General features: G+C 68.5%; 21 protein-coding genes. 5 read left to right on the top strand and 16 right to left on the bottom strand.

Features of this window, described 5'->3' with window-relative positions:
* Positions 1 to 5: 5 nt before the first annotated feature.
* On the bottom strand, positions 6 to 1,061 hold the full coding sequence (locus tag L3V85_RS09830) for a purine-nucleoside phosphorylase (protein WP_237679122.1): 1,056 nt from the start codon (positions 1,059 to 1,061) through the stop codon (positions 6 to 8).
* A gap of 105 nt (positions 1,062 to 1,166) precedes the next feature.
* Between L3V85_RS09830 and L3V85_RS09825 the strand changes: the two genes are divergently transcribed.
* A complete protein-coding gene (locus L3V85_RS09825; protein WP_237679121.1) occupies positions 1,167 to 2,417 on the top strand; it encodes a DNA topoisomerase IB in 1,251 nt (416 codons plus the stop codon).
* Here the strand turns inward: L3V85_RS09825 and L3V85_RS09820 are convergent.
* The 5 genes from L3V85_RS09820 to L3V85_RS09800 all read right to left on the bottom strand — a co-directional run bounded on the left by L3V85_RS09820 (position 2,360) and on the right by L3V85_RS09800 (position 8,317).
* The gene (locus L3V85_RS09820; RefSeq protein WP_237679120.1) at positions 2,360 to 3,040 is read right to left on the bottom strand and encodes a hypothetical protein; all 681 of its coding nucleotides are present in this window, start codon (positions 3,038 to 3,040) and stop codon (positions 2,360 to 2,362) included. The two genes, L3V85_RS09825 and L3V85_RS09820, sit on opposite strands and share 58 nt — an antisense overlap.
* Before the next feature lie 120 nt (positions 3,041 to 3,160).
* Positions 3,161 to 3,340, bottom strand: a complete 180-nt coding sequence (locus L3V85_RS09815; RefSeq protein WP_198085197.1) for a DUF3606 domain-containing protein — start codon at positions 3,338 to 3,340, stop codon at positions 3,161 to 3,163.
* Positions 3,341 to 3,452: 112 nt separating this feature from the next.
* Positions 3,453 to 4,958 (bottom strand): class I adenylate-forming enzyme family protein, encoded by a 1,506-nt coding sequence (locus L3V85_RS09810; protein WP_237679119.1) that lies wholly within the window; start codon positions 4,956 to 4,958, stop codon positions 3,453 to 3,455.
* A 3-nt stretch (positions 4,959 to 4,961) separates the two neighbouring features.
* Positions 4,962 to 5,948, bottom strand: a complete 987-nt coding sequence (locus tag L3V85_RS09805) for a Bug family tripartite tricarboxylate transporter substrate binding protein (protein ID WP_237679118.1) — start codon at positions 5,946 to 5,948, stop codon at positions 4,962 to 4,964.
* A gap of 41 nt (positions 5,949 to 5,989) precedes the next feature.
* On the bottom strand, positions 5,990 to 8,317 hold the full coding sequence (locus L3V85_RS09800; protein WP_237679117.1) for an acyl-CoA dehydrogenase: 2,328 nt from the start codon (positions 8,315 to 8,317) through the stop codon (positions 5,990 to 5,992).
* A gap of 106 nt (positions 8,318 to 8,423) precedes the next feature.
* Between L3V85_RS09800 and L3V85_RS09795 the strand changes: the two genes are divergently transcribed.
* The 3 genes from L3V85_RS09795 to L3V85_RS09785 are packed head-to-tail and all read left to right on the top strand — an operon-like array spanning position 8,424 to position 11,758.
* On the top strand, positions 8,424 to 9,209 hold the full coding sequence (locus L3V85_RS09795) for a citryl-CoA lyase (protein WP_237679116.1): 786 nt from the start codon (positions 8,424 to 8,426) through the stop codon (positions 9,207 to 9,209).
* Positions 9,210 to 9,222: 13 nt separating this feature from the next.
* Complete coding sequence (locus L3V85_RS09790; RefSeq protein WP_237679115.1) at positions 9,223 to 10,386, top strand: acyl-CoA dehydrogenase family protein; 1,164 nt, start codon at positions 9,223 to 9,225, stop codon at positions 10,384 to 10,386.
* Positions 10,387 to 10,396: 10 nt separating this feature from the next.
* On the top strand, positions 10,397 to 11,758 hold the full coding sequence (locus L3V85_RS09785) for an MmgE/PrpD family protein (RefSeq protein ID WP_237679114.1): 1,362 nt from the start codon (positions 10,397 to 10,399) through the stop codon (positions 11,756 to 11,758).
* 6 nt (positions 11,759 to 11,764) lie between these two features.
* Here the strand turns inward: L3V85_RS09785 and L3V85_RS09780 are convergent, their stop codons facing one another.
* The 10 genes from L3V85_RS09780 to yaaA all read right to left on the bottom strand — a co-directional run bounded on the left by L3V85_RS09780 (position 11,765) and on the right by yaaA (position 21,273).
* Positions 11,765 to 12,472: an aspartate/glutamate racemase family protein gene (locus tag L3V85_RS09780; RefSeq protein ID WP_237679113.1), complete on the bottom strand. Its 708-nt coding sequence runs from the start codon at positions 12,470 to 12,472 to the stop codon at positions 11,765 to 11,767.
* Between the two features lie 111 nt (positions 12,473 to 12,583).
* A complete protein-coding gene (locus L3V85_RS09775) occupies positions 12,584 to 13,588 on the bottom strand; it encodes a Bug family tripartite tricarboxylate transporter substrate binding protein (RefSeq protein WP_237679112.1) in 1,005 nt (334 codons plus the stop codon).
* Positions 13,589 to 13,678: 90 nt separating this feature from the next.
* Positions 13,679 to 14,833 carry a mandelate racemase/muconate lactonizing enzyme family protein gene (locus tag L3V85_RS09770; protein ID WP_237679111.1) on the bottom strand — a complete coding sequence of 385 codons (1,155 nt, stop codon included), beginning with the start codon at positions 14,831 to 14,833 and terminating at the stop codon, positions 13,679 to 13,681.
* A gap of 110 nt (positions 14,834 to 14,943) precedes the next feature.
* Complete coding sequence (locus tag L3V85_RS09765) at positions 14,944 to 15,831, bottom strand: LysR family transcriptional regulator (protein ID WP_237679110.1); 888 nt, start codon at positions 15,829 to 15,831, stop codon at positions 14,944 to 14,946.
* Positions 15,832 to 15,844: 13 nt separating this feature from the next.
* Positions 15,845 to 16,735 carry a LysR substrate-binding domain-containing protein gene (locus L3V85_RS09760; RefSeq protein ID WP_237679109.1) on the bottom strand — a complete coding sequence of 297 codons (891 nt, stop codon included), beginning with the start codon at positions 16,733 to 16,735 and terminating at the stop codon, positions 15,845 to 15,847.
* 85 nt (positions 16,736 to 16,820) lie between these two features.
* Complete coding sequence (locus L3V85_RS09755; RefSeq protein ID WP_237679108.1) at positions 16,821 to 17,750, bottom strand: SDR family NAD(P)-dependent oxidoreductase; 930 nt, start codon at positions 17,748 to 17,750, stop codon at positions 16,821 to 16,823.
* A 125-nt stretch (positions 17,751 to 17,875) separates the two neighbouring features.
* Positions 17,876 to 18,742: an NADPH-dependent 7-cyano-7-deazaguanine reductase QueF gene (queF, locus tag L3V85_RS09750; protein WP_237679107.1), complete on the bottom strand. Its 867-nt coding sequence runs from the start codon at positions 18,740 to 18,742 to the stop codon at positions 17,876 to 17,878.
* Positions 18,739 to 19,641: an alpha/beta fold hydrolase gene (locus L3V85_RS09745; protein WP_237679106.1), complete on the bottom strand. Its 903-nt coding sequence runs from the start codon at positions 19,639 to 19,641 to the stop codon at positions 18,739 to 18,741. Before L3V85_RS09745 ends, queF begins: the two co-directional genes overlap by 4 nt.
* A gap of 7 nt (positions 19,642 to 19,648) precedes the next feature.
* Complete coding sequence (locus tag L3V85_RS09740; RefSeq protein WP_237679105.1) at positions 19,649 to 20,491, bottom strand: 2OG-Fe(II) oxygenase; 843 nt, start codon at positions 20,489 to 20,491, stop codon at positions 19,649 to 19,651.
* On the bottom strand, positions 20,491 to 21,273 hold the full coding sequence (yaaA, locus tag L3V85_RS09735; RefSeq protein WP_237679104.1) for a peroxide stress protein YaaA: 783 nt from the start codon (positions 21,271 to 21,273) through the stop codon (positions 20,491 to 20,493). Before yaaA ends, L3V85_RS09740 begins: the two co-directional genes overlap by 1 nt.
* A gap of 104 nt (positions 21,274 to 21,377) precedes the next feature.
* On the opposite strand from yaaA, the gene L3V85_RS09730 reads away from it, so the two are divergent.
* Positions 21,378 to 24,257 carry a valine--tRNA ligase gene (locus tag L3V85_RS09730; protein WP_237679103.1) on the top strand — a complete coding sequence of 960 codons (2,880 nt, stop codon included), beginning with the start codon at positions 21,378 to 21,380 and terminating at the stop codon, positions 24,255 to 24,257.
* Positions 24,258 to 24,363 lie beyond the last annotated feature (106 nt).

Here is a 24,363-nt window from a genome sequence, read left to right as displayed (position 1 = left end):
CCGGCTCAGGGCCTGGGCACGCCGCCCTGCCACTGCGGCCAGTTGGCCACGATGTGGTCGACCACGCGGCTGCCCACGCGCTCGACGTTCTCCACCGTCTCGGCAAAGCCGCCGGCCGTTTCGCCCGGTGCCGGGTCCAGGTGCTGCAGCGTGGTCTCCTTCGGGTTGCCCTGGTCGAAGTTGACCGCGCCGCGCAGGCTCATCACGCGGTCGGTGCCGTGCGTGCGCTTGATGACCAGGGTGATGGCGGCTGCTTCCATTTCGGTGATGACGTAGTCGTCGGCGCCGTAGAGCTTGGCGATGTACTGCGCCTGCTTCGACATGCCGGGGCCGTGGAAGAAGGTGTCGCCCGTCATATGCGTGCCGGTGCCGACGAAGGGCGCGCGGCGGGCCGCGGCGTCGGGGTAGCGCAGTCGGTACTTGCGGGCCGATTCGGAGTCTTTCAGGGGCGTGTCGGCCGACAGCTTCATGGCCCAGCGCACGAGGTCGGGGTTGAGCTGGAAGCGGCGGTATTCCTCGTAGCCCTTGCGCGGCATGAAGGTCGGCTCGCCGGGCTTGTTTTCTTCCGGGGCCCAGCGGTGGCCCAGGTCATAGTCGACCAGCCAGGTGCCCCAGTTCACCTCGCCGATGGTGCCGCGCGAGGGCGGCGTGCCGGCCACGCCGGAAATGACGTAGTAGGCCTGCGAAAAGTCGAGCTGCGGGTTCAGCAGGATGGCCTGCATCGACGACGACGAATTGACCTTGCCCATGCCCAGCACCGCGCCGCACACGCCGTCGGCGTTGCAGTACACGGGCTGCAGCGCGCCGGGCACGGCAATGGGCTTGGCGTTCATCCAGTAGCGCTCGTACCAGTGCTGGAACTCGCCGGCGCGGTCGCCCGTGTTCTTGCCGATCTCGAACATGGCGGCGACGAACACCTTGACCTTCACCGGTGCGGGCGAGGCCGAAGCCGAGGCCGGCACGGAAGAGGACGAAGTGGAAGCGCAGCCCGTGGCAAGCAGCACGGCGGCCGGCAGCAGCAGCCAGCGGCTACGGAAGGACGAAGAGGGACGAGAAGACATTCGAAGGCTCGATAAGGGAAAGAAGAGACGGGCCGCATTTGCGGCGTCCTACAGGCGGTGATTGTCGACGCTGGCAAAAACGGTGCGTACCACCACGCAATCCCCATGCCGGCCCCCTCTGCTCCTTCCACCTCCCCTGCATCGCGGCCGTCCGCGCGGCCGCCCTCGAAGCCCACGCCCATCGCCAACGGGCTGGTCTACGTGAACCCCGACATGCCCGGCATCCGCCGCCTCAGGCACGGCGAGCGCTTTCGCTACCGCGACGCGAAGGGCCGCTGGCTGCGCGACGTGGACGAAATCTCGCGCATCCGCATGCTGGCCATTCCGCCGGCCTACACCCAGGTGTGGATCTGCCCGCTGCCCAACGGCCACCTGCAGGCCACGGGCATCGACGCCCGCGGGCGCAAGCAGTACCGCTACCACGCCGACTGGCGCGTGATGAAGGACGAGACCAAGTTCGAGCGGCTCGAGGCCTTCGCGCTGGCGCTGCCGCGCATCCGCGCCCGCGTGGCGCGCGACCTGCAGCCGGAAAAGGGACAAGGCAACGGGCAGCAGGCCCCTGGCCGCGGCCAGGTGCTGGCGGCGCTGGTGCGCCTGCTCGACACCACCCTGCTGCGCATCGGCAACGAGGAGTACGCGAGCAGCAACGGCTCCTACGGCCTCACCACGCTGCGCAACCGCCATGCGGACGTGCACGGCGCGGCGCTGCGGCTGCGCTTCAAGGGCAAGAGCGGCGTGATGCACGAGGCCAGGCTCGACGACCCGCGCGTGGCCAAGGTGGTGCGGCAATGCCAGCAGCTGCCGGGGCAGGCGCTGTTCCAGTACGCGGGCGAAGACGGCGAGCTGCACAGCGTGTCGTCCACCGATGTGAACGACTACCTTGCCGAAGCCGCGCCGGGCGAACGCTTCACCGCCAAGGACTTCCGCACCTGGCATGGCACCGTGCAGGCGCTGGAACTCACGCGGCTGGCCTGCGAGCCGGGGCGCACCGCGGCCGACGGCACCCGCTACAGCGCCAAGGACATCCTCGCGGCCGTCGCCAAGCAATTGGGCAACACGCCGGCTGTCTGCAAGAAAGCCTATGTGCATCCGGCCGTGCTGGCGCTGGGCAGCGCCCTGTCGGACGACGACGAAGACGCCGCCACCGCGCTGTTCGAGAAGATCGCGGGCCGAAAGACGGCGCGGCCTTCACGCGGGCTCTATGCGGCCGAACGCCGGCTGCTGGCCTTTCTTCGCACGCACCGGCAGGGGCAGGCACGCGCCGCGGCGGGCCATGGCCGCAGGAACGGCAGGAAGGCTCAGCCTCCGGTGGCGAGCGCGAAGCGCACGCTGTCGCCGTCCACCACGACGGCATAACCCAGGTCTTCGGCCAGGTTCTGCAGCGCGACGGCATCGATGGCCAGCGCACGCGGTGCGCGGTGCGCGTCGAGCACCGCGTCGTTGCCGCCCGCTTCGCGCGGCAACGCAGAAAGGCGCAGCGCATTGCCGCCGTCCGCTTCGACGCGGATCGTACCGGCCTCGTCTGCGCTGTCGTGCAGGTAGCCCAGAACGCCCAGGAACAGATAGCGCAGGGCCGCCGCGGCGGGCCAGCGTGCTTCGTCTTCGCGGGGTTCGAGGGCGGGATCGATGTCGAGCGTCACGCCATGCAGGTCGAAGGCGGAGCGCATCAGCGTCGTGCATTGCGCCACCAACGCGCCGCGCGTGATGCCGTCGTCGGCGGTCGCCAGCTCCCAGTCCCGCAGCGAACGGATGGCGTCGACCAGCTCGGCCACCTGGTTGTCGATCAGCGCCACGCGCTCTTCGCAGGCAGCGGCATCGACGGTGGCAGCGCTGACCTGACGCTTGAGCATCAGCAGCGCCATGCGGATCACCGACACCGGCGCCGCCATGTCGTGCCGGAGGGCTGGCAGGGCCCGGGTGAGCAGTTCGTGGCGCACGCCTGCGGCGATCCAGCTGCGCGCGCTGGGAGAAGACTTCATTGCGCGGCTGCCAGCGGCGTCGGGTTCATCGGCACGGTCACGGGTACTTCCTGAAACGAGAGGGAGCAACAAGTATCGTGCCGGGCTCCCCCGCCGGGTGTAGGAACGAGCCTACGAGGCTCAGGGCTTGCCGAGGTAGGTGCGCACGTCCTTCACCTCGACGCCCGCCGCGGCGATGGCCGAGCGCAGCTGCGCCTCGGTCACGCCCAGGGTCTGGGTCCAGTAGCGCACCTCGTGCGCCTCGTTCACGTTGATGCGGGTGGCGTCCTGCGGCCCGCGCTTGCTCAGGTCATCGGCCATGGTGCTTTCCTTTGCAGAAGGCTCCAAGATGCGGCGCGCACCCGAGGCGGGCGGAAGGACTTCGGCGCACCCGCTTGCAGGAAAACGCCGAGGCCCTTGCAGGCGAGCCTGCCTACGCCGCGCGCAGACGCGCCTGCAGCTCGCGCTTGAGCAGCTTGCCGTTGGCGGTGGTCGGCATGGTGTCGATCACCTCGATGCGTGCCGGGCGCTTGTAGGGCGACAGATGCTCCGCGAGGTGCGCGCGCAGCGCCGCGTGGTCGAGCACCGCGCCGGGCTTCAGCTCCACGAAGGCGACGATCTGCTCGTTGCCGTCCGCCTCGGGCACGCCGACCACCGCGCACAGGTGCACGCCGCCGAAGCGGCCGATGACCGCCTCGACCTCCGCCGGATACACGTTGAAACCCGAGCGGATGATCATTTCCTTCAGCCGGCCGACCACGAACAGTGCGCCGTCGGGGCCGAAGCGCCCGAGGTCGCCGGTTGCGTACCAGCCGCCCGGGCGCATCACCTGCGCGGTGGCGACCGCGTCGCGGAAGTACCCGAGCATGAGACCGGGGCCGCGCAGCCATATCTCTCCCGTATCGCCCGGCGCCGCGTCATGCCCCTCCAGAGACACGATGCGGGCCTCGCCGCCCTCCACCGCATGGCCGGCGGCCGTGTCCGAGCGCGGCGCCTCGGTGCGCGTGAGAAACACCGAGCCCGCGTACTCCGACAGCCCGTAGCCGTAATGCAGCGGCTGGCCGAAGAGCCCTTCCACGCGCTGCTTGAGCGCGGGATCGAGCGGCGCCGAGCCGGTGTACACGTAGCGCAGATGCGGAAAGCGCGGCACCATGCGCTCGCTGTCGATGTGGGCCAGCAGACGCGCATACATCGTCGGCGGCCCGAGCAGGTTCGACACCTCCTCGTGCGCCAGCGCCTGCAGCATATCGGCCGGAGAGAAGCTGCCGCGCAGCACCAGCGACGCACCGCCGGTGAGCGCGGCCATCAGCACGGTGCCGATGCCGAAGATGTGCGTCATCGGCAGGAAGGCGTAGGCCCTGTCGCGCTCGCTCAGGGCGCGCACGCCCGCCGACACCCGCCCGAAGTGCAGCAGCCCGCGATGCGAGACCATCACGCCCTTCGGCGTGCCCGACGTGCCGGAGGTGAAGATGATGGCGGCGGTGTCAGCCAGTGCCGGGCCGGGTTCGATGCGCGCTTCGTCGCGCGTTGCCGAGCGCATCACGCCGGCAAGTGCCGACGGCACCGCGCCGGCGCGCTGCGCGTGCTTCCCGGCCGCCTCCGAAGCGCCCGTGGTGAAGCAGCAAAGACGCGCATCCGCGCGCTCGGCGATCGCCGCGATCTCGCCCGGCGACATGCGCGCGTTCACGCCGCAAGACCACGCGCCGATGCGGCTGCAGGCCATCAGCAGCGCGATGTGCGCGGCGCAGTTCTCGGCCACCAGCACCACGCGGTCGGTGGGGCGCACGCCAGCGGCCAGCAGGTCCTGCGCGGCGGTCTCGGTCATCGCCTGCAGCGCCGCATAAGTGGTGGTGCCACCGGGCTCGAAAAGAAAGACAGCCTCCGGCGTGCGCGCCGCGCGCGCCTCCAGCAGTTCGTGAATGCGTGAGTGATGCAGCATCGCCTATTCCGCCTCGATGCCCTTGGACGCGGTGGCCCAGAGCTGCCGGTCCGACTTGCCCTTGGCCGCGAGCAGCTCCGCCGCGCCGGACCACACGTCGTAGCCCTGCTCGCGCAGGCGGCTCGCGATGTCTTCGCGCGCCAGCATCTTCTGCGCGGCGGCGTTCATGCGCGCGACCAACGCCGGGTCCATGCGCGCCGGGCCGTAGAGGCCGAACCAGCCGCCCACGTCGTAGCCGGCCACGCCCGACTCGATCATGGTCGGCACCTCGGGCAGCATGCGGTTGCGCTGGCGCGAGGTGACGGCCAGCGCACGCACCTTGCCCGACTGGATGAAGGGCTTGGAGGTCGCGATGATGTCGAACATCATCGTCACGGTGCCCGCCATCACGTCGGCCAGGGCGGGCGCGCTGCCCTTGTACGGCACGTGCGTGAGCTGCACGCCGGTCATTTTCTCGAGCAGCGCGCCGCTCAGGTGGTTCGACGCGCCCACCCCCGCCGACCCGTAGAACACCTTGCCGGGCCGCGCCTTCGCATAGGCCAGCAGCTCGGCCACGCTGTGCACCGGCACGTCGTTGTTGACGACCAGCACGTTGGTGTAGTCCACCAGCGGCGCGATGGCCACGAGGTCCTTCATCGGGTCGAAGGCCATGTGGCGCTGCACGTTGGGGTTGATGGTGATGGTCGGGCTCGCGCCGAAGAACAGCATCGTGCCGTCGGCCGCGGCCTTGGCCACCGCGTCGCCGCCGAGCGAGCCGCTGGCGCCGGGGCGGTTGTCCACGATCACCTGCGTGCCCAGCGCCTGGCTCAGCGCGGGTGCGAGCAGCCGCGCGGCGCCGTCCACAGGGCCGCCCGCGGAATAGCCGACCACCAGCTTGATGAGCGGCGGCAACGGCTGCTGCGCGAAGGCACGATGCGGCAGTGCGCCGAGTGCCGCGCCGCCGGCCAGCGCGGCCATGAGCTGGCGGCGAGAGAAGCGATTCGATGTCATGAGCGTTGTCTCCTGTTTTGAATTTCTTCGACGCCCATCGCTCACGCCGGCAGGTCCAGGACCTGCCGCGCGAGGATGTTGCGCTGTATCTCGTTGGTGCCGCCGTAGATCATTGCGGCCGTGGAGCCGATGAGCGGCGAGAGCACGTTGAAGGTCTGGCCATCGAGCACCTGGTCGCCGGCCACTGCGCCCTGCTCTTCCCCGGCCTCGACCAGCAGCGCGCCGATGCGGTGATAGGTCTCGCTGGCCCAGATCTTCAGCAGCGACACCGACGCGGGCAGCGGCTTGCCGGCCCGCACGATGTTCGCGAAGCCCGTGTACGCCGCCGACAGGTCGAGCACGTCGAGCCGCAGCGCCGCGAAGCGCTGCGCGAACACCAGGTCCGCGAAGAGCCGCCGCGCCTGCGCAAGCCGCGCGAGTTGTCCCAGCGCATATTGCGACTGCTTGGGGCTGCCCAGGAAGATGCGCTCGAAGCCCAGCAGCGCCTTGGCGATGGTCCAGCCGCCATGCAGCTTGCCGACCAGGTTCTCGGCGGGCACGCGCACGTTGTCGAAAAACACCTCGCAGAACTCGGGCTCACCGGCCAGCGTAAGGATCGGCCGGATGGTGATGCCCGGCGTGCGCAGGTCGCACAGCAGGAAGCTGATGCCCTCCTGCTTGCGCGCGTCCTTGTCGGTGCGCACCAGCATGAAGATGTGGTTGGCGTCCTGCGCGAGCGTGGTCCAGATCTTCTGGCCGTTGACCACGAAGTGCTCGCCCTGTGCGTCGCGCGCCGGCATGGCTTCGGTGCGCAGGCCCGCGAGGTCGGAGCCGGCGTTGGGTTCCGAGTAGCCCTGGCACCACACATGCTCGCCGCTCAGGATGCGCGGCAGAAAGCGCTGTTGCTGCTCTGGCGTGCCATGCTGGATGAGCAGCGGCCCGATCATCACGATGCCTTGGTCGGGCGCGCGCGCCACGCCGTGCTGCTCCAGTTCCTCGATCCACGCGATGAGCTTGTCGGCCGGCAGCCCCATGCCGCCATGCGCCTGCGGCCATGCGGGCGCGATCCAGCCTTGCGCCGAGAGCGTCAGATACCACTCGCGCATCTCGCTCCAGCGCGCACGATGCGACAGGTAGCGCAGCCGCTGCGGATAGCGCTGTTGCAGGAAGGCGCGCACCATCCGGCGGAAGTCGGCCTCGGGCATTGCCGCCCAGTCGGCCGTGCGCGGGAACTCGCCTTGCCATTCCGCAATGGCCGCCACGGTCTCCGCTTCGCGCGACAGCGACGCATGCCGGCGCTGGTGCGCGCTGGCATTGCCCAGCCATGCCGACAGGCACAGCACCCGCTTGTAGAACAGGCTCAGGTCGCACTCCTGCGTGTAGCCGATGGCGCCATGAAGCTGCACCGCGCTGCGCGATGCCTGCAATGCGGCCGCCGTGCAGCGCGCATTGGCACGGCTCGCCTCGGCCTCCAGCCGGTCCGCGGGCAGCCCCTGCGCCGCCGATGCCAGCACTTCGTTCAGCGTGGCCTGCGCCACTTCGAGGTGGATGAACATATCGACGCAGCGATGCTGCAGCGCCTGGAAGCTGCCGATGGGCTTGCCGAACTGCGAACGCGTGCGCAGGTAAGCCAGCGTCTGCGCCAGCATGGCCTGCCCCGCGCCCAGCAGCTCGGCCGACTGCAGGATCTGCCCGGCGGCGAGCGCTCGGCGCAGCGCCTCCTGCGCAGCCGGGCCTTCGGCCAGCACCGCGTCGGGAGGCAGCGCGACCTGCTCGAAGCGCAGGTTCGATGCCTGGCTGCCATCGACCAGCGGCACCGGCGTTTCGCCCACGCCCGCCGTACCGCGCGGCACCCACAGCAGCACCGCGTCGTCTTCGCCGCGCGCCGACACCAGCCAGCCGCTGGCAGCCGCGCCGGGCAGCACCATCAGCTTTTCGCCCTGCAGCAGCACGCCGCCGGCATCGCCCGCCAGCGCTTCGCAGCCGCAGGCCAGCGGCACCGCGCTGAGGTCGCCCGCGCTCTCCTGCCAGGCCAGCGCCGGCAGGCTCCGACCCGCGACGAGTTCGGCCAGCAGCGCATCGGCGCGCGGTGTGTGCAGCTCCGACAGCAGCAGCGCGCCGAGCCCGGCCACCGCCAGCAGGGGCTCGGGCGCCGCGTGCTCGCCGGCGGCGCGCAGGATCTCCGCGGCGCCGCCCAATCCCAGCGCGAGGCCGCCGGCCGATTCGGGCGCCAGCATGCCGGGCCAGCCCAGCGCGGCGATGTCGTGCCAGCCGGCGGCCTCGTCGGCATCCGGTTGTTCCATGCGTTGGCGCCGACGCTGCATGGCGCGGCTGCGAACGAAGTAATCGAGCGCCGATTCGCGCACCGCCGAAAGTGATTCAAGGTCCATCGCCGCAGCGTGCCCGAAGACCCGGCCGCCGAGCATTTGCATTTGCCGAAGGGAGGGTTTCGCAATCAGAGACACGCCCCGCGCGAGGCGGGGCTAGATTCGGCGCATGACCACCAAGATCAAGAAATCCCTGCACACGGAACTGGGCCACAGCACGCCCGACAAGATCACTGTGCGCGGGCGCGACCTGCCCTCCGAGATCCTCGGCCACCTCAACCTCGGCGACATGGCCTTCCTGGAGCTGACCGGGCGCATCCCGACGCCGCAGGAGTCGGTGACCTTCAATGCCATCGTGGTCACGCTGGTGGAGCACGGCATCACGCCCAGCGCCTTGGCCGCGCGGCTCACCTATGCGGGTGCTCCCGAGGCGCTGCAGGCGGCCGTGGCGGCCGGTCTCTGCGGGCTGGGCACGGTGTTCGTCGGCAGCACCGAAGGCGCCGCGAAGATGCTCTACGAAGCCATCCCTTTCGGGGAAAAACCCACGCGCCCGCTGGCCGACATGGCGAAAGACATCGTCGCAGACCACCGCGCGCGCAAGCAGATCGTGCCGGGCCTGGGCCATCCGCTGCACAAGCCGGTCGATCCGCGCACGCCGCGCCTGTTCCAGATCGCCGCGGAAAACGGGCTCTCCGGCCACTATGTCGCGCTGATGCAGGCGGTGCAGGAAGAAGCCGAGCGGGTGTCGGGCAAGTCGCTGCCGATCAACGCCACGGGGGCCATCGGCGCGATTGCAGCGGAGTTCGGCTTTCCCTGGAAGATCATCCGCGGCCTCGGCGTGATGGCGCGCGCCATCGGGCTGGTGGGCCACATCCTGGAAGAGATCGACGACCCGATGGCGGTGGAGATCTGGCAACGCGTGGAAAAGGAAGCCGGCGAGCCGCGCCAGGACTGAAGAGCAGCAAGCAATGAACAACGCCAACGACAAGAACTACCCCGACATCCGCGACGCGGTGCGCGACCTGTGCGCGCAATTTCCCGACGCCTACTTCCGCAAGATCGACGAGGCGCGCGGCTACCCCGCCGAATTCGTCGACGCGCTCACCAAGGCCGGCTGGATGGCCGCGCTGATCCCGCAGGAGTACGGCGGTTCCGGCCTGGGCCTGACCGAGGCCTCGGTCATCATGGAAGAGATCAACCGCTGCGGCGGCAACTCCGGCGCCTGCCACGGCCAGATGTACAACATGGGCACGCTGCTGCGCCACGGCAGCGAGACGCAGAAGCGCGCCTACCTGCCCAGGATCGCCAGCGGCGAGCTGCGCCTGCAGTCGATGGGCGTGACCGAGCCCACCACCGGCACCGACACCACCAAGATCAAGACCACGGCCGTGAAGAAGGGCGACCGCTACGTGGTCAACGGCCAGAAGGTGTGGATCTCGCGCATCCAGCACTCCGACCTGATGATCCTGCTGGCGCGCACCACGCCGCTGGCGGACGTGAAGAAGAAGTCCGAGGGCATGTCGATCTTCATCGTCGACCTGCGCGAGGCCATCGGCAAGGGGCTGACAGTGCAGCCCATCCTGAACATGGTGAACCACGAGACCAACGAGCTGTTCTTCGAGAACCTCGAGATCCCGGCCGAGAACCTGATCGGCGAGGAAGGACAGGGCTTCAAGTACATCCTCGACGGGCTGAATGCCGAGCGCACCTTGATCGCAGCGGAGTGCATCGGCGACGGCTACTGGTTCATCGACCGGGTGACCCAGTACACGAAGGAGCGCGTGGTGTTCGGCCGGCCCATCGGGCAGAACCAGGGCGTGCAGTTTCCCATTGCCGAGTCTTTCATCGAGGTCGAAGCGGCGAACCTGATGCGCTACGAGGCCTGCCGCCTGTTCGACGCGCACCAGCCCTGCGGCGCGCAGGCCAACATGGCGAAGTACCTGGCGGCCAAGGCAAGCTGGGAGGCGGCCAACGCCTGCCTGCAGTTCCATGGCGGCTTCGGCTTTGCGTGCGAATACGACATCGAGCGCAAGTTCAGGGAAACGCGGCTGTATCAGGTGGCGCCGATCTCCACCAATCTGATCCTGAGCTACGTAGCGGAGCACATGCTCGGCCTCCCCCGTTCGTTCTGAAGGACTTCCCATGAACTCCATCGACCATCCGAGCAGAACGCTCGCAGCCTTCGCCGCCGAACTGAAGTTCGGAGACATTCCCGCCCCCGTGCTGCGCCGTACCGAAGACCTGATGCTCGACTGGCTGGGTTCGGTGCTCGCCGCGCGCACTGCGCGCCCCATCCGCAGCATCGAGCGCTTCGCACGGATGATGGGCCCCGCGGAAGGCCCCAGCGAAATACTGACCTCGCGCCAGACAAGCTCGCCGCTGTTCGCCGCGATGGTGAACGCGGCGGCCTCGCACTTCGTCGAGCAGGACGACGTGCACAACGGCTCGGTCTTCCACCCGGCCGCCGTCGTCATCGCGCCGGCGCTGGCCGTGGCGCAGAGCATCGGCGCGAGCGGCGCACAACTGCTCACGGCGGTGGTTGCAGGCTACGAGGTCGGCATTCGCGTGGGCGAATTTCTCGGCCGCTCGCACTACAAGACCTTCCACACGACCGCGACGGCGGGCACGCTCGCAGCCGCCGCCGCCGTGGGCCGCCTGCTGGAACTCACGCCCCAACGGATGCTGCACGCCTTCGGCTCGGCCGGCACCCAGTCGGCCGGCGTGTGGGAGTTCCTGCGCGACGCGGCGGACTCCAAGCAGTTGCACTGCGCGCATGCGGCAACGAGCGGATTGATGTCGGCCTACCTCGCGCAGGACGGCTTCACCGGCGCGGCGAAGATCCTCGAAGGCGCGCAGGGCCTGGGCGTGGGCATGTCGAGCGACGCCGACCCCGCCAAGCTCACCGACGGTCTCGGCACGCGCTGGACGCTGGCCGAAACCTCATTCAAGTACCACGCCTCCTGCCGTCACACCCACCCCGCCGCAGATGCGCTGCTGCAGGTGATGCGGCGGAACGAACTGAAGCCCGCCGACGTGTCGCGCGTGACCACGCATGTGCACCAGGGCGCCATCGACGTGCTGGGCCGCGTCGATGTGCCGGCCACGGTGCACCAGGGCAAGTTCTCGATGGGCACGGTGCTGGGCCTGATCGCCGTGTATGGCCGCGCGGGCCTGGGCGAGTTCGACCGCGACTTTCTGGCGCCGGAGGTCTCGGCCTTTCGCGAAAAGGTGGCGATGCAGCTCGACGAGGAAGTCGACGCCGCCTACCCCGCGCGCTGGATCGGCAAGGTCAGCGTCCGCACCACCGACGGGCGCACGCTGCAGGGCCGCGTGGACGAGCCCAAGGGCGATCCGGGCAACAGCCTGGACCGCGCGGAGATCGAGGACAAGATGCAGCGCCTCGCGCACTACGGAGAAGGCGCCACCGCCGATGAGGCGAAGGCACTGTGCGAATGCGTGTGGCGGCTGGCGGATACGCCGCGCGTGGGCCGCTGGCTGGGCTGAGCAAACTCAGCCGAAAAGGCGCCCCTGCCCGGGCGAGCGCGGATCGAGCCCCGCGGTGCCGACGAGGTCCCAGAAGCCGGCGGGCGAGCTCGACACCACGGGCACCCGCAGGCGGGATTCGACTTCGCGCACCGCATCGAGGGTGACCAGTCCGCCGCAGGAGATGAGGATGCCGTCGGCACCGGGCTGGGCATCGAACACTTTCATGCACAGGTCGACCAGCACCTGCGTCGGCACTTCGCCCACGGCCTTCACGTCGGAAATGGAAAGGCCTTCGACGGCCAGGGGCTCGAAGTCGCTTTGCTCCAGGTATTTGCGCAAATGCACGTTGACTTCGTCGATGTACGCGGTGGCCACCGCCACGCGCCGTACACCGAGGTGACGCAATGCACCGACGATGGCGTTGCTCATGGTGGTGCAGGGCAATCCGGTGGCGCGCGTCATCTCGAGCTCGAGTTGCCGATTGAAGGCCGCACCGCGAAAGAAGCTCAGCGAGGTGCCCATGAGCGAGACAGCGCTCACGCCTTCCTCCTTGAGCGCCACGGCCTTACCGACCACCGAATCGATGACGTCGAGATAGCCGCGCGTGGAGATTTCTCCGAGGCCCAGGCCCTTGGCAGTGAAGCGGATGCGATCGCCGTAGAGCAGAGGCCCGTCTACCGGCACCGCGCCGGCTGCGGGAGGGACGATCAAACCCAGGTGGGGTGTTGTCATTTCAGTATTCCGTGTTTTGTCTGCGGGTCTTTCGGGGCGCGTGCACAGGCCACCGGGTGCTCTGAACGCTCACGACGGCGTCGGCGTGAGCGCGCCCCGAAGCAGCAGAAATCAGTTCCCCTCAGCCACGATATGCTGATCCGCGATGATCTTCTTCCATCGCGAAGTCTCCGCAGCCATGTCCTTCCCAAGCTGCGCAGGCGTCGCATAGGCACGCAGCGTGCCCTGCGCCGCGGCAGCGGAACCGGCCTCCGGCGTATCGAGCACCGACTTCACCGCCGCCGACAGCTTCTCGACCACGTCATTGGGCGTACCCGCGGGTGCCAGCACGAAGATGCGCGGCGCCACGTCGAACCCCGGCAGCGCATCGGCCAGTGGCGGCACGCTCTCCGCGCCTTCGAGCTTGGCCGTGTTCATCAGCGCCACCGCACGCAGCTTGCCGGCCTTCGCCTGCGCCATGCCGGCCGTCGCGCTCACCACGCCAAGAGGAATCTGCCCGCCGATCACGTCGGGCACGATCTGCGCGGCACCGCGATACGGCACATGCACCACCGAACTGCCGGTGGACTGCTTGAGCATCTCGAAGCCCAGGTGCTGCACCGTGCCCACGCCCGAAGTGGCGTACGAATAGCGCGAGGCATTGGCCTTGAGTTCCTTCACCAGCTCGGCCGGCGTCTTGGCGGGAAAGTCGTTGCCCGCGACGATCATCAGCGGCGAGATGAAGGCGCCCGCCACCGGCTTGAAGCTGGTGAGCGGATCGATGCCGATCTTCGGCTGCAGCAGCTTGGCGATGAGCAAGGCGCTATCGCCCATCATCAGCGTGTAGCCGTCGGGCGGCGCCTTGGCGACGAATTCGGCCGCGATGAGCCCGGTGGCGCCTGTGCGGTTTTCCACCAGCACCTGCTGCCCCAGCGCCGCCGACAGGCGCACGCCGAGCAGCCGGGCCACCGCGTCGACACCGCCGCCGGCCGAATAACCGACCACGAGGCGGATCGGCTTGTCCGGGTACTTCTGGGCCCAGGCCGCGGGCGCCGCGAGGGCACCCGCGAGTCCCAGGGCCATCATGGCGCGCAATGCATGGCGGCGCGCGGGTCGAATCGCTTGTCTGTCTTTCATCATGTCTCCGTTGTCTTGGTCGGAATCGCCGGCCGTCTGTCGCGGCCCGGTCGTGAAGGAAAGTGTCGCTGGAACGCAGCGGCCGGCCGGTCAGGCCTTGCCCTTGCCGTGCGAGGTCGGCAGCTTCGCCAGCTCGCGCACGCGGTCGGCGTTGGGCGCGAAACCCAGGCCCGGCGTCTCGGGCAGCGTGAGCCAGCCCTGGTCGGGCACCGGCAGGCCGTCGAAGATCTGCTTGAGCATCTGCACCGCCACGTAGTGGTACTCGACCAGCCCGCCGTTGGACACGCCCGCATGCAGGTGCATGTTGTGGAAAGGCCAGGCGCCGCCGTTGTCGATGGGCACATTGAAGGCCTGCGCCATGCCCGCGATCTTCAGCACCTGCGAATAGCCGCCCGAGATGGTCACGTTGGGCTGCAGCACATCGGCCGCCTGGTTCACCAGCAGGTCGCGGAAGCGGAAGGCCAGACCTTCGTTCTGGCCGCAGGCCAGCGGAATGCGGGTGCGCGCACGCAACTGGGCCATCTGGCGCACGTCGTTCTGCGTGAGCGGCTCCTCGAAGAAGCTGATGCCGTAGGGCTCGATGCGGTGCGCCAATTCGGTGGCATGGAACAGGTCGAGGCCGCAGTTGGCGTCGACGTACAGCTTGACGTCGGGGCCCACGGCCTCGCGCACGGCCGCGACGCGGCGCACGTCCTCGGCGATGACTTCGTCGAGCGGGCGCGGTTCGTCGCGGCGCGCGAGCGCATGGTTGCCGACCGTCATCTTCAGGCGCTGGAAGCCTTGCGACACCCACAGCTTGGCGGCGGCCGCGAGCTGGTCGCGCTCGAAGAAGCCGAAGCCGAAGGTGGCGTACACCGGCACCTTGGCGCGCGCGCCGCCGAGCAGGCGCCACAGCGGCTGGCCGAGCGCCTTGGCCTTGATGTCCCACAGCGCGATGTCGAGCGCGGCGATGGTGTGGCTGGCATAGCCGGTCTGGCCGCGCGGCGAGAGCAGCCAGTAGAGCTTTTCCCACAGACGCTCGGTGGCCATCGGGTCTTCGCCGATCAGCGCGGGGCCGGCCACCTCGCGCACGGCGGCAGCAATGATCTCTTCCTCGGTGATGGCGGTCATGCCGTGGCCGACGAGGCCGGTGTCGGTCTCGATTTCGGTGAGGCACAGGGACAGCGAGGTCTGCTTGTTCATGCCGACCACGTCGATGGTGACGGGAATGTTCAGCGGCGTGGCGCTGACGCGAACGATCTTCAAGGGTGTCTCCTTTGGTTTGCGCGATCTTTGCGCGCGGGCCGCCGAAGAACAATTCGTTTTTGGCGAGCGCGAGGCTTCGCGCCGCGCGAAGGCTCGCGTGCCCTCGCCGTTCAGTCGGGCCGGCCGAGGTGCTCCAGCACCGAGCGCGCGGCCACGGTCAGCTCCTGCTGCTTGCGCACGCACAGCAGGTGGCGGCGCAGCGCCCAGGGCGCGTCGAGCTTCAGGCAGCGCAGCTTCAGTATCTGCAGCTGCGGCAGGATGGCCGCATAGGGCAGCACGCCGATGCCCACGCCCTGCTCCACCATGCGGCAGACCATGTCGAAGCTGCCCACCTGCATGCGCACTTTCAGCGGCACCTGCGCCTCCAGCGCGGCGGCCAGCAGCACGCGGTGCAGCGCCGTGCCTTCGCGCACCACGATATGGTCGTGGCGCAAGACCTCTTCCACGCCGATGCGCTTGCGCCGCGCGAGCGGATGGTCGCGCGCGATCACCACGGCCAGTTCGTCGTTGCGGTAAGGCAGGCATTCGAGGCCGTCGGCCGGCGTGTGGCTCTCGATCACGCCGATGTCGGCCAGGCCCGCCTGCACGGCCTTCACCACCTCGGTGCTGGCGCGCTCCTGCAGGTCGATCTTGAGCACCGGGTGCAGGCGCAGGAAAGAGCCGATCTGCGCCGGCAGGAACTGCGCGATGGTCGACGCATTGGCCGTGATGCTGACCACGCCCGCCACGCCGTTCTGGAAATCGTCGAGTTCGGCGCCGAGGCGGTCCATGGCCGAGAGCACGGCGCGCGCATGCAGCAGCAGCCCGTGGCCCGCCGAAGTGAGCGTGACGCCGCGCGCATGGCGCACCAGCAGCGGCAGCCTGGCGCGTGCCTCCAGATCGGAGATGCGCTTGCTGGCCGCGGCCAGCGCGATGTGGCAGCGCTTGGCGCCTTCGCTGATGCTGCCGTGGTCGGCCACGGTCACGAACAGGCGCAGCGACTTCAGGTCGGCGGACATGGCGGCGGCGCCCTCAGTGCGCGACGAGGTGGTCGAACAGCTCTCGCGCCGAGGCCGGCAGCTGCTCGCGGTTGCGCGCAATGAGCTTCAGCTCGCGCTCGGCCCATGCGTCGCTGAGCGCCACGGTCGAGATGCGCATCGCCATCGAGAGGCGCTGCGCCGAAGACGCCGGCAGCACGCCCACCCCCACGCCCGCTTCGATCATCAGGCAGATGGCTTCGAAGCTGCTGACCTGGATGCGCGGGTTGAAGCCCCGGCCTGCCAGCTCCGCGCGGCGCTGCAGGAAGCGGTGGATGGCGCTGCCGTGGTGCAGGCCCACATGCTGCTCGTCGAGCGTGTCGGCGAAGGCCACCGAGGGCGCGCCCGCCAGGCGGTGCGTGGCCGGCACCACCAGCACGAGCTGGTTGCTGCCGAAGGGGCGCGCGTCGAAGTCGCCGGTGTGCACGTCGCCCGCGAGGATGCCGATGTCGGCCTCGCCGTCGGCCACGGCGCGCACGATTTCTTCGCTCAGGTATTCGCGCAGGTCCACCTGCACCGCCGGATGCTGCGTGAGAAAGCCCGCCAGCTTCCGCGGCAGGTATTCGGTGATGGAGGTGGTGTTGGCGAACACCCGCACATGGCCCTTGATGCCCTTGCCGAAGTCCTGCATGTCGCAGCGCAGGTGCTCCATCTGCTGCATCACGCGCTTGGCGTGATAAAGCACCGCCTGCCCGGCCGCGGTGAGCGTCACGCCCTGCGCGCTGCGATGCAGCAGCTTGCCGCCCACGGCCTCTTCCATCTGCTTGATGCGGGTGGAGGCGGCGGCCAGCGAGATGCAGGCTTTCTCCGCACCGCGCGTGAGGCTGTGCGCGTCCGCCACGTAGACGAACAGTTTCAGGTCGAACAGGTCGAAGTGCAGATTCACCGGACGCGGGCACCAAGGAGGAAGGGAACGCGCATTGTCCGGCGAATGAAGCCGAAGCCGCGCGCGGCCTCCTGCGGGTTTGTCCTCAGACTGGGTCCCAGCTGAACACGTCGGCCGAGCGGTCCAGCGGGAAGAAGCTGGCCCGCATCGCGGGCATGGCGTGCTCGGCGATGCTCTGCGGCGTCCAGCCCTCGGAGCGGTGGATGGAGCGCACCGGGCGCGGCTGGCTGATGAGCGAGATCTCGTTGTTGCGCACCGAGAAGATCTGCCCGTTGACCGCGGCCGCCGCGTCGCTCGCCAGGTACACCGCGAGCGGCGCGACCTTGGCGGGCGTCATCTGCTTGATCTTGTCGACGCGGGCGCGCTGCTCGTCGGTGTCGGTGGGAATGGCGCCGATCATGCGGCTCCAGGCAAAGGGCGCGATGCAGTTGGAGCGCACGTTGAATTTCTGCATGTCCAGCGCGATCGACTTCGACAGCGCGACGATGCCGAGCTTGGCCGCCGAGTAGTTCGCCTGCCCGAGGTTGCCGATGAGGCCCGAGGTCGAGGTCATGTGTACCAGCGCACCCGACGCCTGTTCCTTGAAATGCGTGGCGGCCGCGCGGCTCACGTAATACGAGCCGTACAGGTGCACCTTGAGCACCGAGTCCCACTCGTCGACCGACATCTTGTGGAAGAAGCGGTCGCGCAGGATGCCGGCGTTGTTGACCACTGCGTCGATGCGCCCGAAGCTGTCGAGCGCGCACTGAATGATGCGCGCGGCGCTGGCGGCGTCGGCCACGTTGTCGGTGTTGGGCGCGGCCTGCCCGCCGGCCGCGCGGATCTCGTCGACCACCTGCTGCGCGGGGCCTGCACCGCGGGTTGGGCCGCCGCCTTCGGCGTCGAGTGCGCCGTCGAGCGCCGCGCCGATGTCGTTGACCACCACCTTCGCGCCATGCGCGGCCATCGCCAGCGCGATGTCGCGCCCGATGCCGCCGCCCGCGCCGGTGACGACGACCACTTTTCCTTCAACCATGTTTGTCTGCGCTCCGGATGTTCCTTCGGCCGCGGGTTCGCGGTCGAAATCCAGAATGCCACAGGCAGGACGGGAGCGGGTTTCGGGTTTCCGAAGAGGGGCTTCGGCAGAGTCCCTGGCGCGGCCTACTGCCGCGCCGTGCGGATGTTCGCCGGCAGCGCCTGCGGCCAACTGGTGCGGAACGGGTTGATGTCCAGCCCGCCGCGCCGCGTGTAGCGCGCATACACCGCGAGCTTGGTCGGCTTGCAGCGGCTCCAGATGTCCGTGAACATGCGCTCGGCGCAGGGCTCGTGGAATTCGTTGTGGTTGCGAAAGCTCACGATGTACGCAAGCAGCCCCGCCTGGTCGATGGGCGGGCCGCTGTAGCGGATCTGCACGCTGCCCCAGTCGGGCTGGCCGGTGACGAGGCAGTTGCTCTTGAGCAGGCGGCTGGTGAGGGTTTCGTTCACGTGCACCTGCGTGGTGTCAGCGCTCAGCAACTCAGGAGCGGGCTGGTAGCGGGTGCACTCGATGTCGAGCCTATCGAGATCGAGGCCGTCGATTTCATGTACCGGCTCGCGGTCGAACAGCTCGGGCGTGAGCAGCTTCACGCCGATGCCGCCCGACTGGTCGCTGCCGCGCCAGGCGGCCTCGGCGAGGTCGGTGCGCAGGTGTTCGCGCACGACGTCGATGCTCGCGAACTGGCTGTTGTTGAAGCTGTTGAGATAGAGCTTGAAGCTCTTGCTCTCGATGATGTTGGGCGTTTCGCACGGAATGGTGAAGTGCGCGATGGCCAGCTGCGGCTTGCCGCGCGCATTGAGCCAGCTCACTTCGAACGCGGTCCACAGGTCGGCGCCGAAGAAGGGCAAGGCACCGGACTGGATGCCCATGGCTTCGCGCTGCGTGGCGCGCGCAATGGGAAACAGCAGCGACGGGTCGTAATGGTCGGCGTAGGCCGAGGCGCGGCCCAGTTGCGATTGCTCGGGGGTGTTGGGGTTGTGGTCGTTGCTCATGGCTTGGAATCTCCGGCTTCGGCCGCGTGCGCGAACGCGGCGATGTGTTGGGCGAGGATGGCGCACACCTCGGGCGGCAGGTCGTGGCCCATGCCGGGGATCGGAATGAAGGTCGAGCCCGGAATGCGGCGGGCGGTGTCTTCGCCGCAGGCCATGGGCACGAGCGCGTCGGCATTGCCGTGCAACACCAGCGTCGGGCACTGGATGCGCGGCAACACCTGCGGGCGTTCGTCGTCGGCGCCGATGGCGAGCATCTGCCGCATCAGGCCGGCCGGGTGGTACGACCGCCGCATGCTGAAGGTCAGGCGCTCGGCAAGCTCTTCGTCGGTCTGCGGATAGGCGGGGCTCTGGATCAGGCGCAGCAGCCGGATGCTGTGCGCGACCAGCTCGGCCTCGCTCTTGCCCAGCGGCCGGCGCATGAGCATGGCCGTCACCTCGCGGCGCGGCCCCGGCAGGCCGCGCGCGCCGCTGGAACTCATGATGCTCACGAGGCTGGTGCTGCGCTGTGGCGCGAAGGCGGCGATGCGCTGGGCGATCATGCCGCCCATCGAGGCGCCGACGATGTGCGCCCGGGCAATGCCCAGCGCGTCGAGCACGCCGAGCGAATCGAGCGCCATGTCCTGCAGCGTGTAGGCCGAGCGCACCTTCAGGCCCAGCCGGTGGCGAATGGTCTGCCACACCACGTTGCCTGTGCCCGCGTGGTCGAAACCCTGGCTCAGGCCGATGTCGCGGTTGTCGTGGCGCACCACGCGAAAGCCCGCGTCCACCAGCTGCCGCACGAAGCCGTTCGGCCACGCGACCAGCTGCATGCCCAGGCCCATGATGAGCAGGATGACGGGACGCCCTTCGCCTCCGGTGTCGTCGACTTCGATCTGCAGCCCGTTGGCGGTGACTTTCATCGCTTCCTTACTTGAACTCGCGCTCGCGCAGCCACTTGGTGGCGACCCATTTTTCTCCGGCCAGCACCGGCGCGCCGCCGTGCAGCGTGCGGGTGGCGGGATCGGGCCGGTCGTAGCTGAAGAACACGCCGGTGCCGCGCACCGGGGCCACTTCGAGGCCCACGTCGGGGAAGGTGGTGGCACCGCCGCCCTCAGGCTCCTGCAGATACATGACCAGCGTGGCCACGCGCTGGCCACCGCGCTTGAGGATGGTGGGCGTGCCCGGCTCGTTCGGGTCGAAGTAGTCGTAGTGCGGGCGGTACTGCGCGCCGGGGGCGTAGCGCAGGATCTGCAAGCCCTCGCCGAACGCCAGCGGCCAGCGCAGCAGCATGGCGATGCGCTGCTCCAGGCGCGCGACGATCTCGTTTTCGCCGCGCTCGAAGAACATGCCGTCGCTGGTGCGGTCGACGTTCAGCACTTCGCCGCCGGTGCGCGTTTCCACGGTGAGCGAGCGCGCCAGGCGCACGCGCGCGGCGGCGATCAGGCCTTCGCACTCCTCGCCCGACAGCAGGTTGCCGAACACCACCACGCGCGGATGCCGCATGGTCTGCAGCACCTGCACGCGGCGGTCGCCGGCGTCCAGGTACAGCGGCGCGCCGTCGAGGTCGGGACCGGGCATTTCGGTGCGCGCGGGCGGCAGCGCCACCTCGATGTTGGGAAAACCGGCCTCGAGCTGGGCCAGCGCCGTGTCGGTGGCGGCGTCATGCCAGCCGGCCGCGCGCATCGACGCGCGCAGCGCCGGCACCGAGTGCCCGGCCGCGAGCTGGGCCACCAGCCATTCGCGCAGTTCCGGACTGATCGCTTGAGACATCAGACTTTTCTCCTGAACACCAGCCTTTCGGCTGTCGACACTTGAGCGTCGAAACCATAACCTTCGAGGTCGAACTTTTCCAGTGCCTTGGGCGTGGCCGCCTTGTGCTGTACCGCCCAGCGGGCCAGCAGGCCGCGGGCGCGCTTGGCGAAGAAGCTCACGATCTTGTACTTGTCGCCCTTCCATTCCTCGAACACGCATTCGACCACACGGGCCTTGAGCACTTTCCTGTCGACCGACTTGAAGTACTCCTGCGAGGCCACGTTGACGACCACCGGCGTGCGGTCGGCCGCGAGACGTTCGTTCAGGTGCTCGGCGATGCGCGAGCCCCAGAAGGCGTACAGGTCCTTGCCGTGGCGGTTGGCCAGCGCGGTGCCCATTTCAAGCCGGTAGGGCTGCAGCAGGTCGAGCGGCCGCAGCAGGCCGTAGAGGCCGCTGAGGATGCAGACGTGGTCCTGCGCCCATGCCAGCTGCGCGGTCGTGAGGGTCCGGGCGTCCAGGCCGCCGTAGACGTCGCCGTCGAAGGCGAATGCCGCCTGGCGGGCGTTCTTCGCGGTGCTCCTGCTCGACCAGGCCTCGTAGCGGGCCACGTTCAGGGCCGAGAGCTTGTCAGACAGGTGCATCAGCTCGGAAATCTGCAGCGGCGACTTCTCGCGCAGCAGCTTGATGAGTTCGACCGAGGGGCCGCGCGGGGACTCGAAATGGGGTTGGGTGGCGGGGATTTCGGCGGGGATCGGGGTGTCGTAGTCGAGCGACTTCGCAGGGGAGAGCAGGAACAGCATCCCGGAATTATCAGTGGCCGAAGTGACCGGAGGCAGCGCCGGTAAAATCCCCGGCAATCCCACCTCGTTACGACGGCACCCGAGGGTGCCGTTTTGCATTCCCCATGAGCGAACCCACCACCTCCCCCGCCCAACCCGGCCTCGACAGTCTGTCGAAATCGTTCGAACCCGCCGCCATCGAGGCGCACTGGGGCCCGGAATGGGAAAAGCGCGGCTACGCCAAGGCGGGTTTCCGCGGCACGCAGCAGCCCAAGGAAGGCGCCGAGTCGTTCGCGATCCAGCTGCCGCCGCCCAACGTGACGGGCACGCTGCACATGGGCCATGCGTTCAACCAGACGATCATGGACAGCCTCACCCGCTACCACCGCATGAAGGGCGCCAACACCCTGTGGGTGCCGGGCACCGACCACGCGGGCATCGCGACGCAGATCGTGGTGGAGCGCCAGCTGCAGGAGCAGAAGGTCAGCCGCCACGAACTCGGCCGCAAGAACTTCGTGGCGCGCGTGTGGGAATGGAAGGAAAAGTCGGGCAACACCATCACCCAGCAGATGCGCCGCATGGGCGACACGGTGGACTGGAGCCGCGAGTACTTCACGATGGACGACGACCTCTCGAAGGTCGTGATGCAGACCTTCGTGAAGCTGTACGAAGAAGGCCTCATCTACCGCGGCAAGCGCCTGGGCAACTGGGACCCGGTGCTCAAGACATCGGTGAGCGACCTCGAGGTCGAGAGCGAGGAGGAAGACGGCTTCCTGTGGCACCTGTCGTACCCGCTGGAAAACGGCAGCGGCGCGCTGACCGTGGCCACCACGCGGCCCGAGACCATGCTGGGCGACACGGCCGTGATGGTCCACCCCGAGGACGAGCGCTACAAGCACCTGATCGGCCAGCGCGTGAAGCTGCCGCTGGTGGGCCGGCTGATTCCGATCATTGCCGACGACTACGTGGACAAGGAATTCGGCACCGGCGTGGTCAAGGTCACGCCGGCCCATGACTACAACGACTACGCGGTCGGCCAGCGCCACAAGCTCGAGATGATCGGCGTGCTGACGCTGGACGCCACCATCAACGACAACGCGCCCGAAAAATACCGCGGCATGGACCGCTTCGTGGCGCGCAAGGCCGTGGTGGCCGACCTCGACGCGCTGGGGCTGCTGGTCGAGGTGAAGAAGCACAAGCTGATGGTGCCGCGCTGCGCGCGCTCGGGCGCCATCGTCGAGCCGATGCTCACCGACCAGTGGTACGTGGCCATGACGCGCCCCGGCGCCGACGGCCAGTCGATCGCGCAGAAGGCCATCGACGTGGTGAAGTCGGGCGAAGTGCGCTTCGTGCCCGAGAACTGGGTCAACACCTACAACCACTGGATGGAGAACATCCAGGACTGGACCATCTCGCGCCAGCTCTGGTGGGGCCACCAGATTCCCGCCTGGTACGACGAGGAAGGCAACGTGTACGTGGCGCAAGACGAAGCCGCCGCGCAGGCCAAGGCGCCCGGCAAGACGCTGACCCGCGACGAGGACGTGCTCGACACCTGGTATTCGTCGGCGCTGGTGCCCTTCTCTTCGCTGGGCTGGCCCGAGAAGACCAAGGACCTGGAGTTGTACCTGCCCTCCACCGTGCTGGTCACGGGCTACGACATCATCTTCTTCTGGGTCGCCCGGATGATCATGATGACCAAGCACTTCACCGGCAAGGTGCCGTTCAGGGACGTCTACATCCACGGCCTGGTGCGCGACGCGCAGGGCAAGAAGATGAGCAAGTCCGAAGGCAACGTGCTCGACCCGGTCGACCTGATCGACGGCATCGCGCTGCCAGAGCTGCTGGACAAGCGCAGCCAGGGCCTGCGCAAGCCCGAGACCGCGCCCACGGTGCGCAAGAACACGCAGAAGGAGTTTCCGGAGGGCATTCCGGCCTTCGGCGCCGATGCGCTGCGCTTCACCTTCGCTTCGCTGGCCTCGCTGGGCCGCAGCATCAACTTCGACTCCAAGCGCTGCGAGGGTTATCGCAACTTCTGCAACAAGCTGTGGAACGCCACGCGCTTCGTGCTGATGAACTGCGAAGGCCAGGACTGCGGCCTGCTGGAGCACACCAAGGAAGACTGCAAGGTGGGCGGCCCGGCCCACGGTTACCTGAAGTTCAGCCGCGCCGACTACTGGATCGTGTCGCAGCTGCAGCGCGTCGAGGCCGAGGTGACCAAGGGCTTCGACGAATACCGCCTCGACAACGTGGCCAACACGATCTACCAGTTCGCCTGGGACGAGTTCTGCGACTGGTACCTGGAAATCGCCAAGGTGCAGATCCAGACCGGCGACGACGCGCAGAAGCGCGCCACTCGCCGCACGCTCATCCGCGTGCTCGAGACGCTGCTGCGCCTGGCGCACCCGGTGATTCCGTTCATCACGGAAGAGCTTTGGCAGAAGGTGTCGAAGGTCGCGGGGCGCGAAGGCGAGTCGATCATGGTGGCGGCGTATCCGCAGAGCCAGCCGGAGAAGATCGACGAGGCGGCCGAGGCTTATGTGGCGCGGCTCAAGGCGCTGGTGGATGCGTGCCGCACGCTGCGCGGCGAGATGAACGTCTCGCCCGCGATGCGCCTGCCGCTGTACGCGGTGGCCGACGACGCCGAGGGCGCGGCCTTCCTGCGCGAAGCGGCGCCCGTGCTGCAGGCGCTGGCCAAGCTCAAGGAAGTGAAGGTCTTCGACGACGAGGCCTCGTGGCAGGCGGCCGCGGAAGCTGCGCCGGTGGCGGTGGTGGGCGCCGCGCGCCTGTGCCTGCACATGGAAATCGACAAGGCGGCCGAGAAGCTGCGCATCGGCAAGGAAATCGCGCGCATCGAGGGCGAGATCGCCAAGGTGCACGGCAAGCTCGGCAACGAGGCCTTCGTGGCCAAGGCGCCGCCGGCGGTGATCGAGCAGGAACGCAAGCGCCTGGCCGATTTCACCGCCACGCTGGAGCGCCTGCGCGACCAGCTTGTGCGCCTCGGCTGACAGACGGACAAAATACCGGGCGTTTAGGATGCTGGTTCGGCACTTGCTTGCCGCTCCAGCGACTCCCCGGGGTTTCTTTTTTTCTTCTTCCAACGAACCGACGCCG

Source organism: Variovorax paradoxus (assembly GCF_022009635.1).
Lineage (GTDB): Bacteria > Pseudomonadota > Gammaproteobacteria > Burkholderiales > Burkholderiaceae_C > Variovorax.
The sequence above is the reverse complement of the archived record's forward strand: the minus strand, read 5'-3'. Positions and strand labels throughout refer to the sequence as shown.

Excerpts from the sequence above, each read along its gene's own strand:
- L3V85_RS09755 (WP_237679108.1), bottom strand. The coding sequence starts at position 17,750 with ATGGTTGAAGGAAAAGTGGTCGTCGTCACCGGCGCGGGCGGCGGCATC.
- L3V85_RS09785 (WP_237679114.1), top strand. The coding sequence starts at position 10,397 with ATGAACTCCATCGACCATCCGAGCAGAACGCTCGCAGCCTTCGCCGCC.
- yaaA (WP_237679104.1), bottom strand. The coding sequence starts at position 21,273 with ATGCTGTTCCTGCTCTCCCCTGCGAAGTCGCTCGACTACGACACCCCG.
- L3V85_RS09810 (WP_237679119.1), bottom strand. The coding sequence starts at position 4,958 with ATGCTGCATCACTCACGCATTCACGAACTGCTGGAGGCGCGCGCGGCG.
- L3V85_RS09765 (WP_237679110.1), bottom strand. The coding sequence starts at position 15,831 with ATGTCCGCCGACCTGAAGTCGCTGCGCCTGTTCGTGACCGTGGCCGAC.
- L3V85_RS09800 (WP_237679117.1), bottom strand. The coding sequence starts at position 8,317 with ATGGACCTTGAATCACTTTCGGCGGTGCGCGAATCGGCGCTCGATTAC.
- L3V85_RS09730 (WP_237679103.1), top strand. The coding sequence starts at position 21,378 with ATGAGCGAACCCACCACCTCCCCCGCCCAACCCGGCCTCGACAGTCTG.
- L3V85_RS09820 (WP_237679120.1), bottom strand. The coding sequence starts at position 3,040 with ATGAAGTCTTCTCCCAGCGCGCGCAGCTGGATCGCCGCAGGCGTGCGC.
- L3V85_RS09745 (WP_237679106.1), bottom strand. The coding sequence starts at position 19,641 with ATGAAAGTCACCGCCAACGGGCTGCAGATCGAAGTCGACGACACCGGA.
- L3V85_RS09740 (WP_237679105.1), bottom strand. The coding sequence starts at position 20,491 with ATGTCTCAAGCGATCAGTCCGGAACTGCGCGAATGGCTGGTGGCCCAG.
- L3V85_RS09830 (WP_237679122.1), bottom strand. The coding sequence starts at position 1,061 with ATGTCTTCTCGTCCCTCTTCGTCCTTCCGTAGCCGCTGGCTGCTGCTG.
- L3V85_RS09805 (WP_237679118.1), bottom strand. The coding sequence starts at position 5,948 with ATGACATCGAATCGCTTCTCTCGCCGCCAGCTCATGGCCGCGCTGGCC.
- L3V85_RS09775 (WP_237679112.1), bottom strand. The coding sequence starts at position 13,588 with ATGAAAGACAGACAAGCGATTCGACCCGCGCGCCGCCATGCATTGCGC.
- L3V85_RS09795 (WP_237679116.1), top strand. The coding sequence starts at position 8,424 with ATGACCACCAAGATCAAGAAATCCCTGCACACGGAACTGGGCCACAGC.
- L3V85_RS09815 (WP_198085197.1), bottom strand. The coding sequence starts at position 3,340 with ATGGCCGATGACCTGAGCAAGCGCGGGCCGCAGGACGCCACCCGCATC.
- L3V85_RS09780 (WP_237679113.1), bottom strand. The coding sequence starts at position 12,472 with ATGACAACACCCCACCTGGGTTTGATCGTCCCTCCCGCAGCCGGCGCG.
- queF (WP_237679107.1), bottom strand. The coding sequence starts at position 18,742 with ATGAGCAACGACCACAACCCCAACACCCCCGAGCAATCGCAACTGGGC.
- L3V85_RS09825 (WP_237679121.1), top strand. The coding sequence starts at position 1,167 with ATGCCGGCCCCCTCTGCTCCTTCCACCTCCCCTGCATCGCGGCCGTCC.
- L3V85_RS09790 (WP_237679115.1), top strand. The coding sequence starts at position 9,223 with ATGAACAACGCCAACGACAAGAACTACCCCGACATCCGCGACGCGGTG.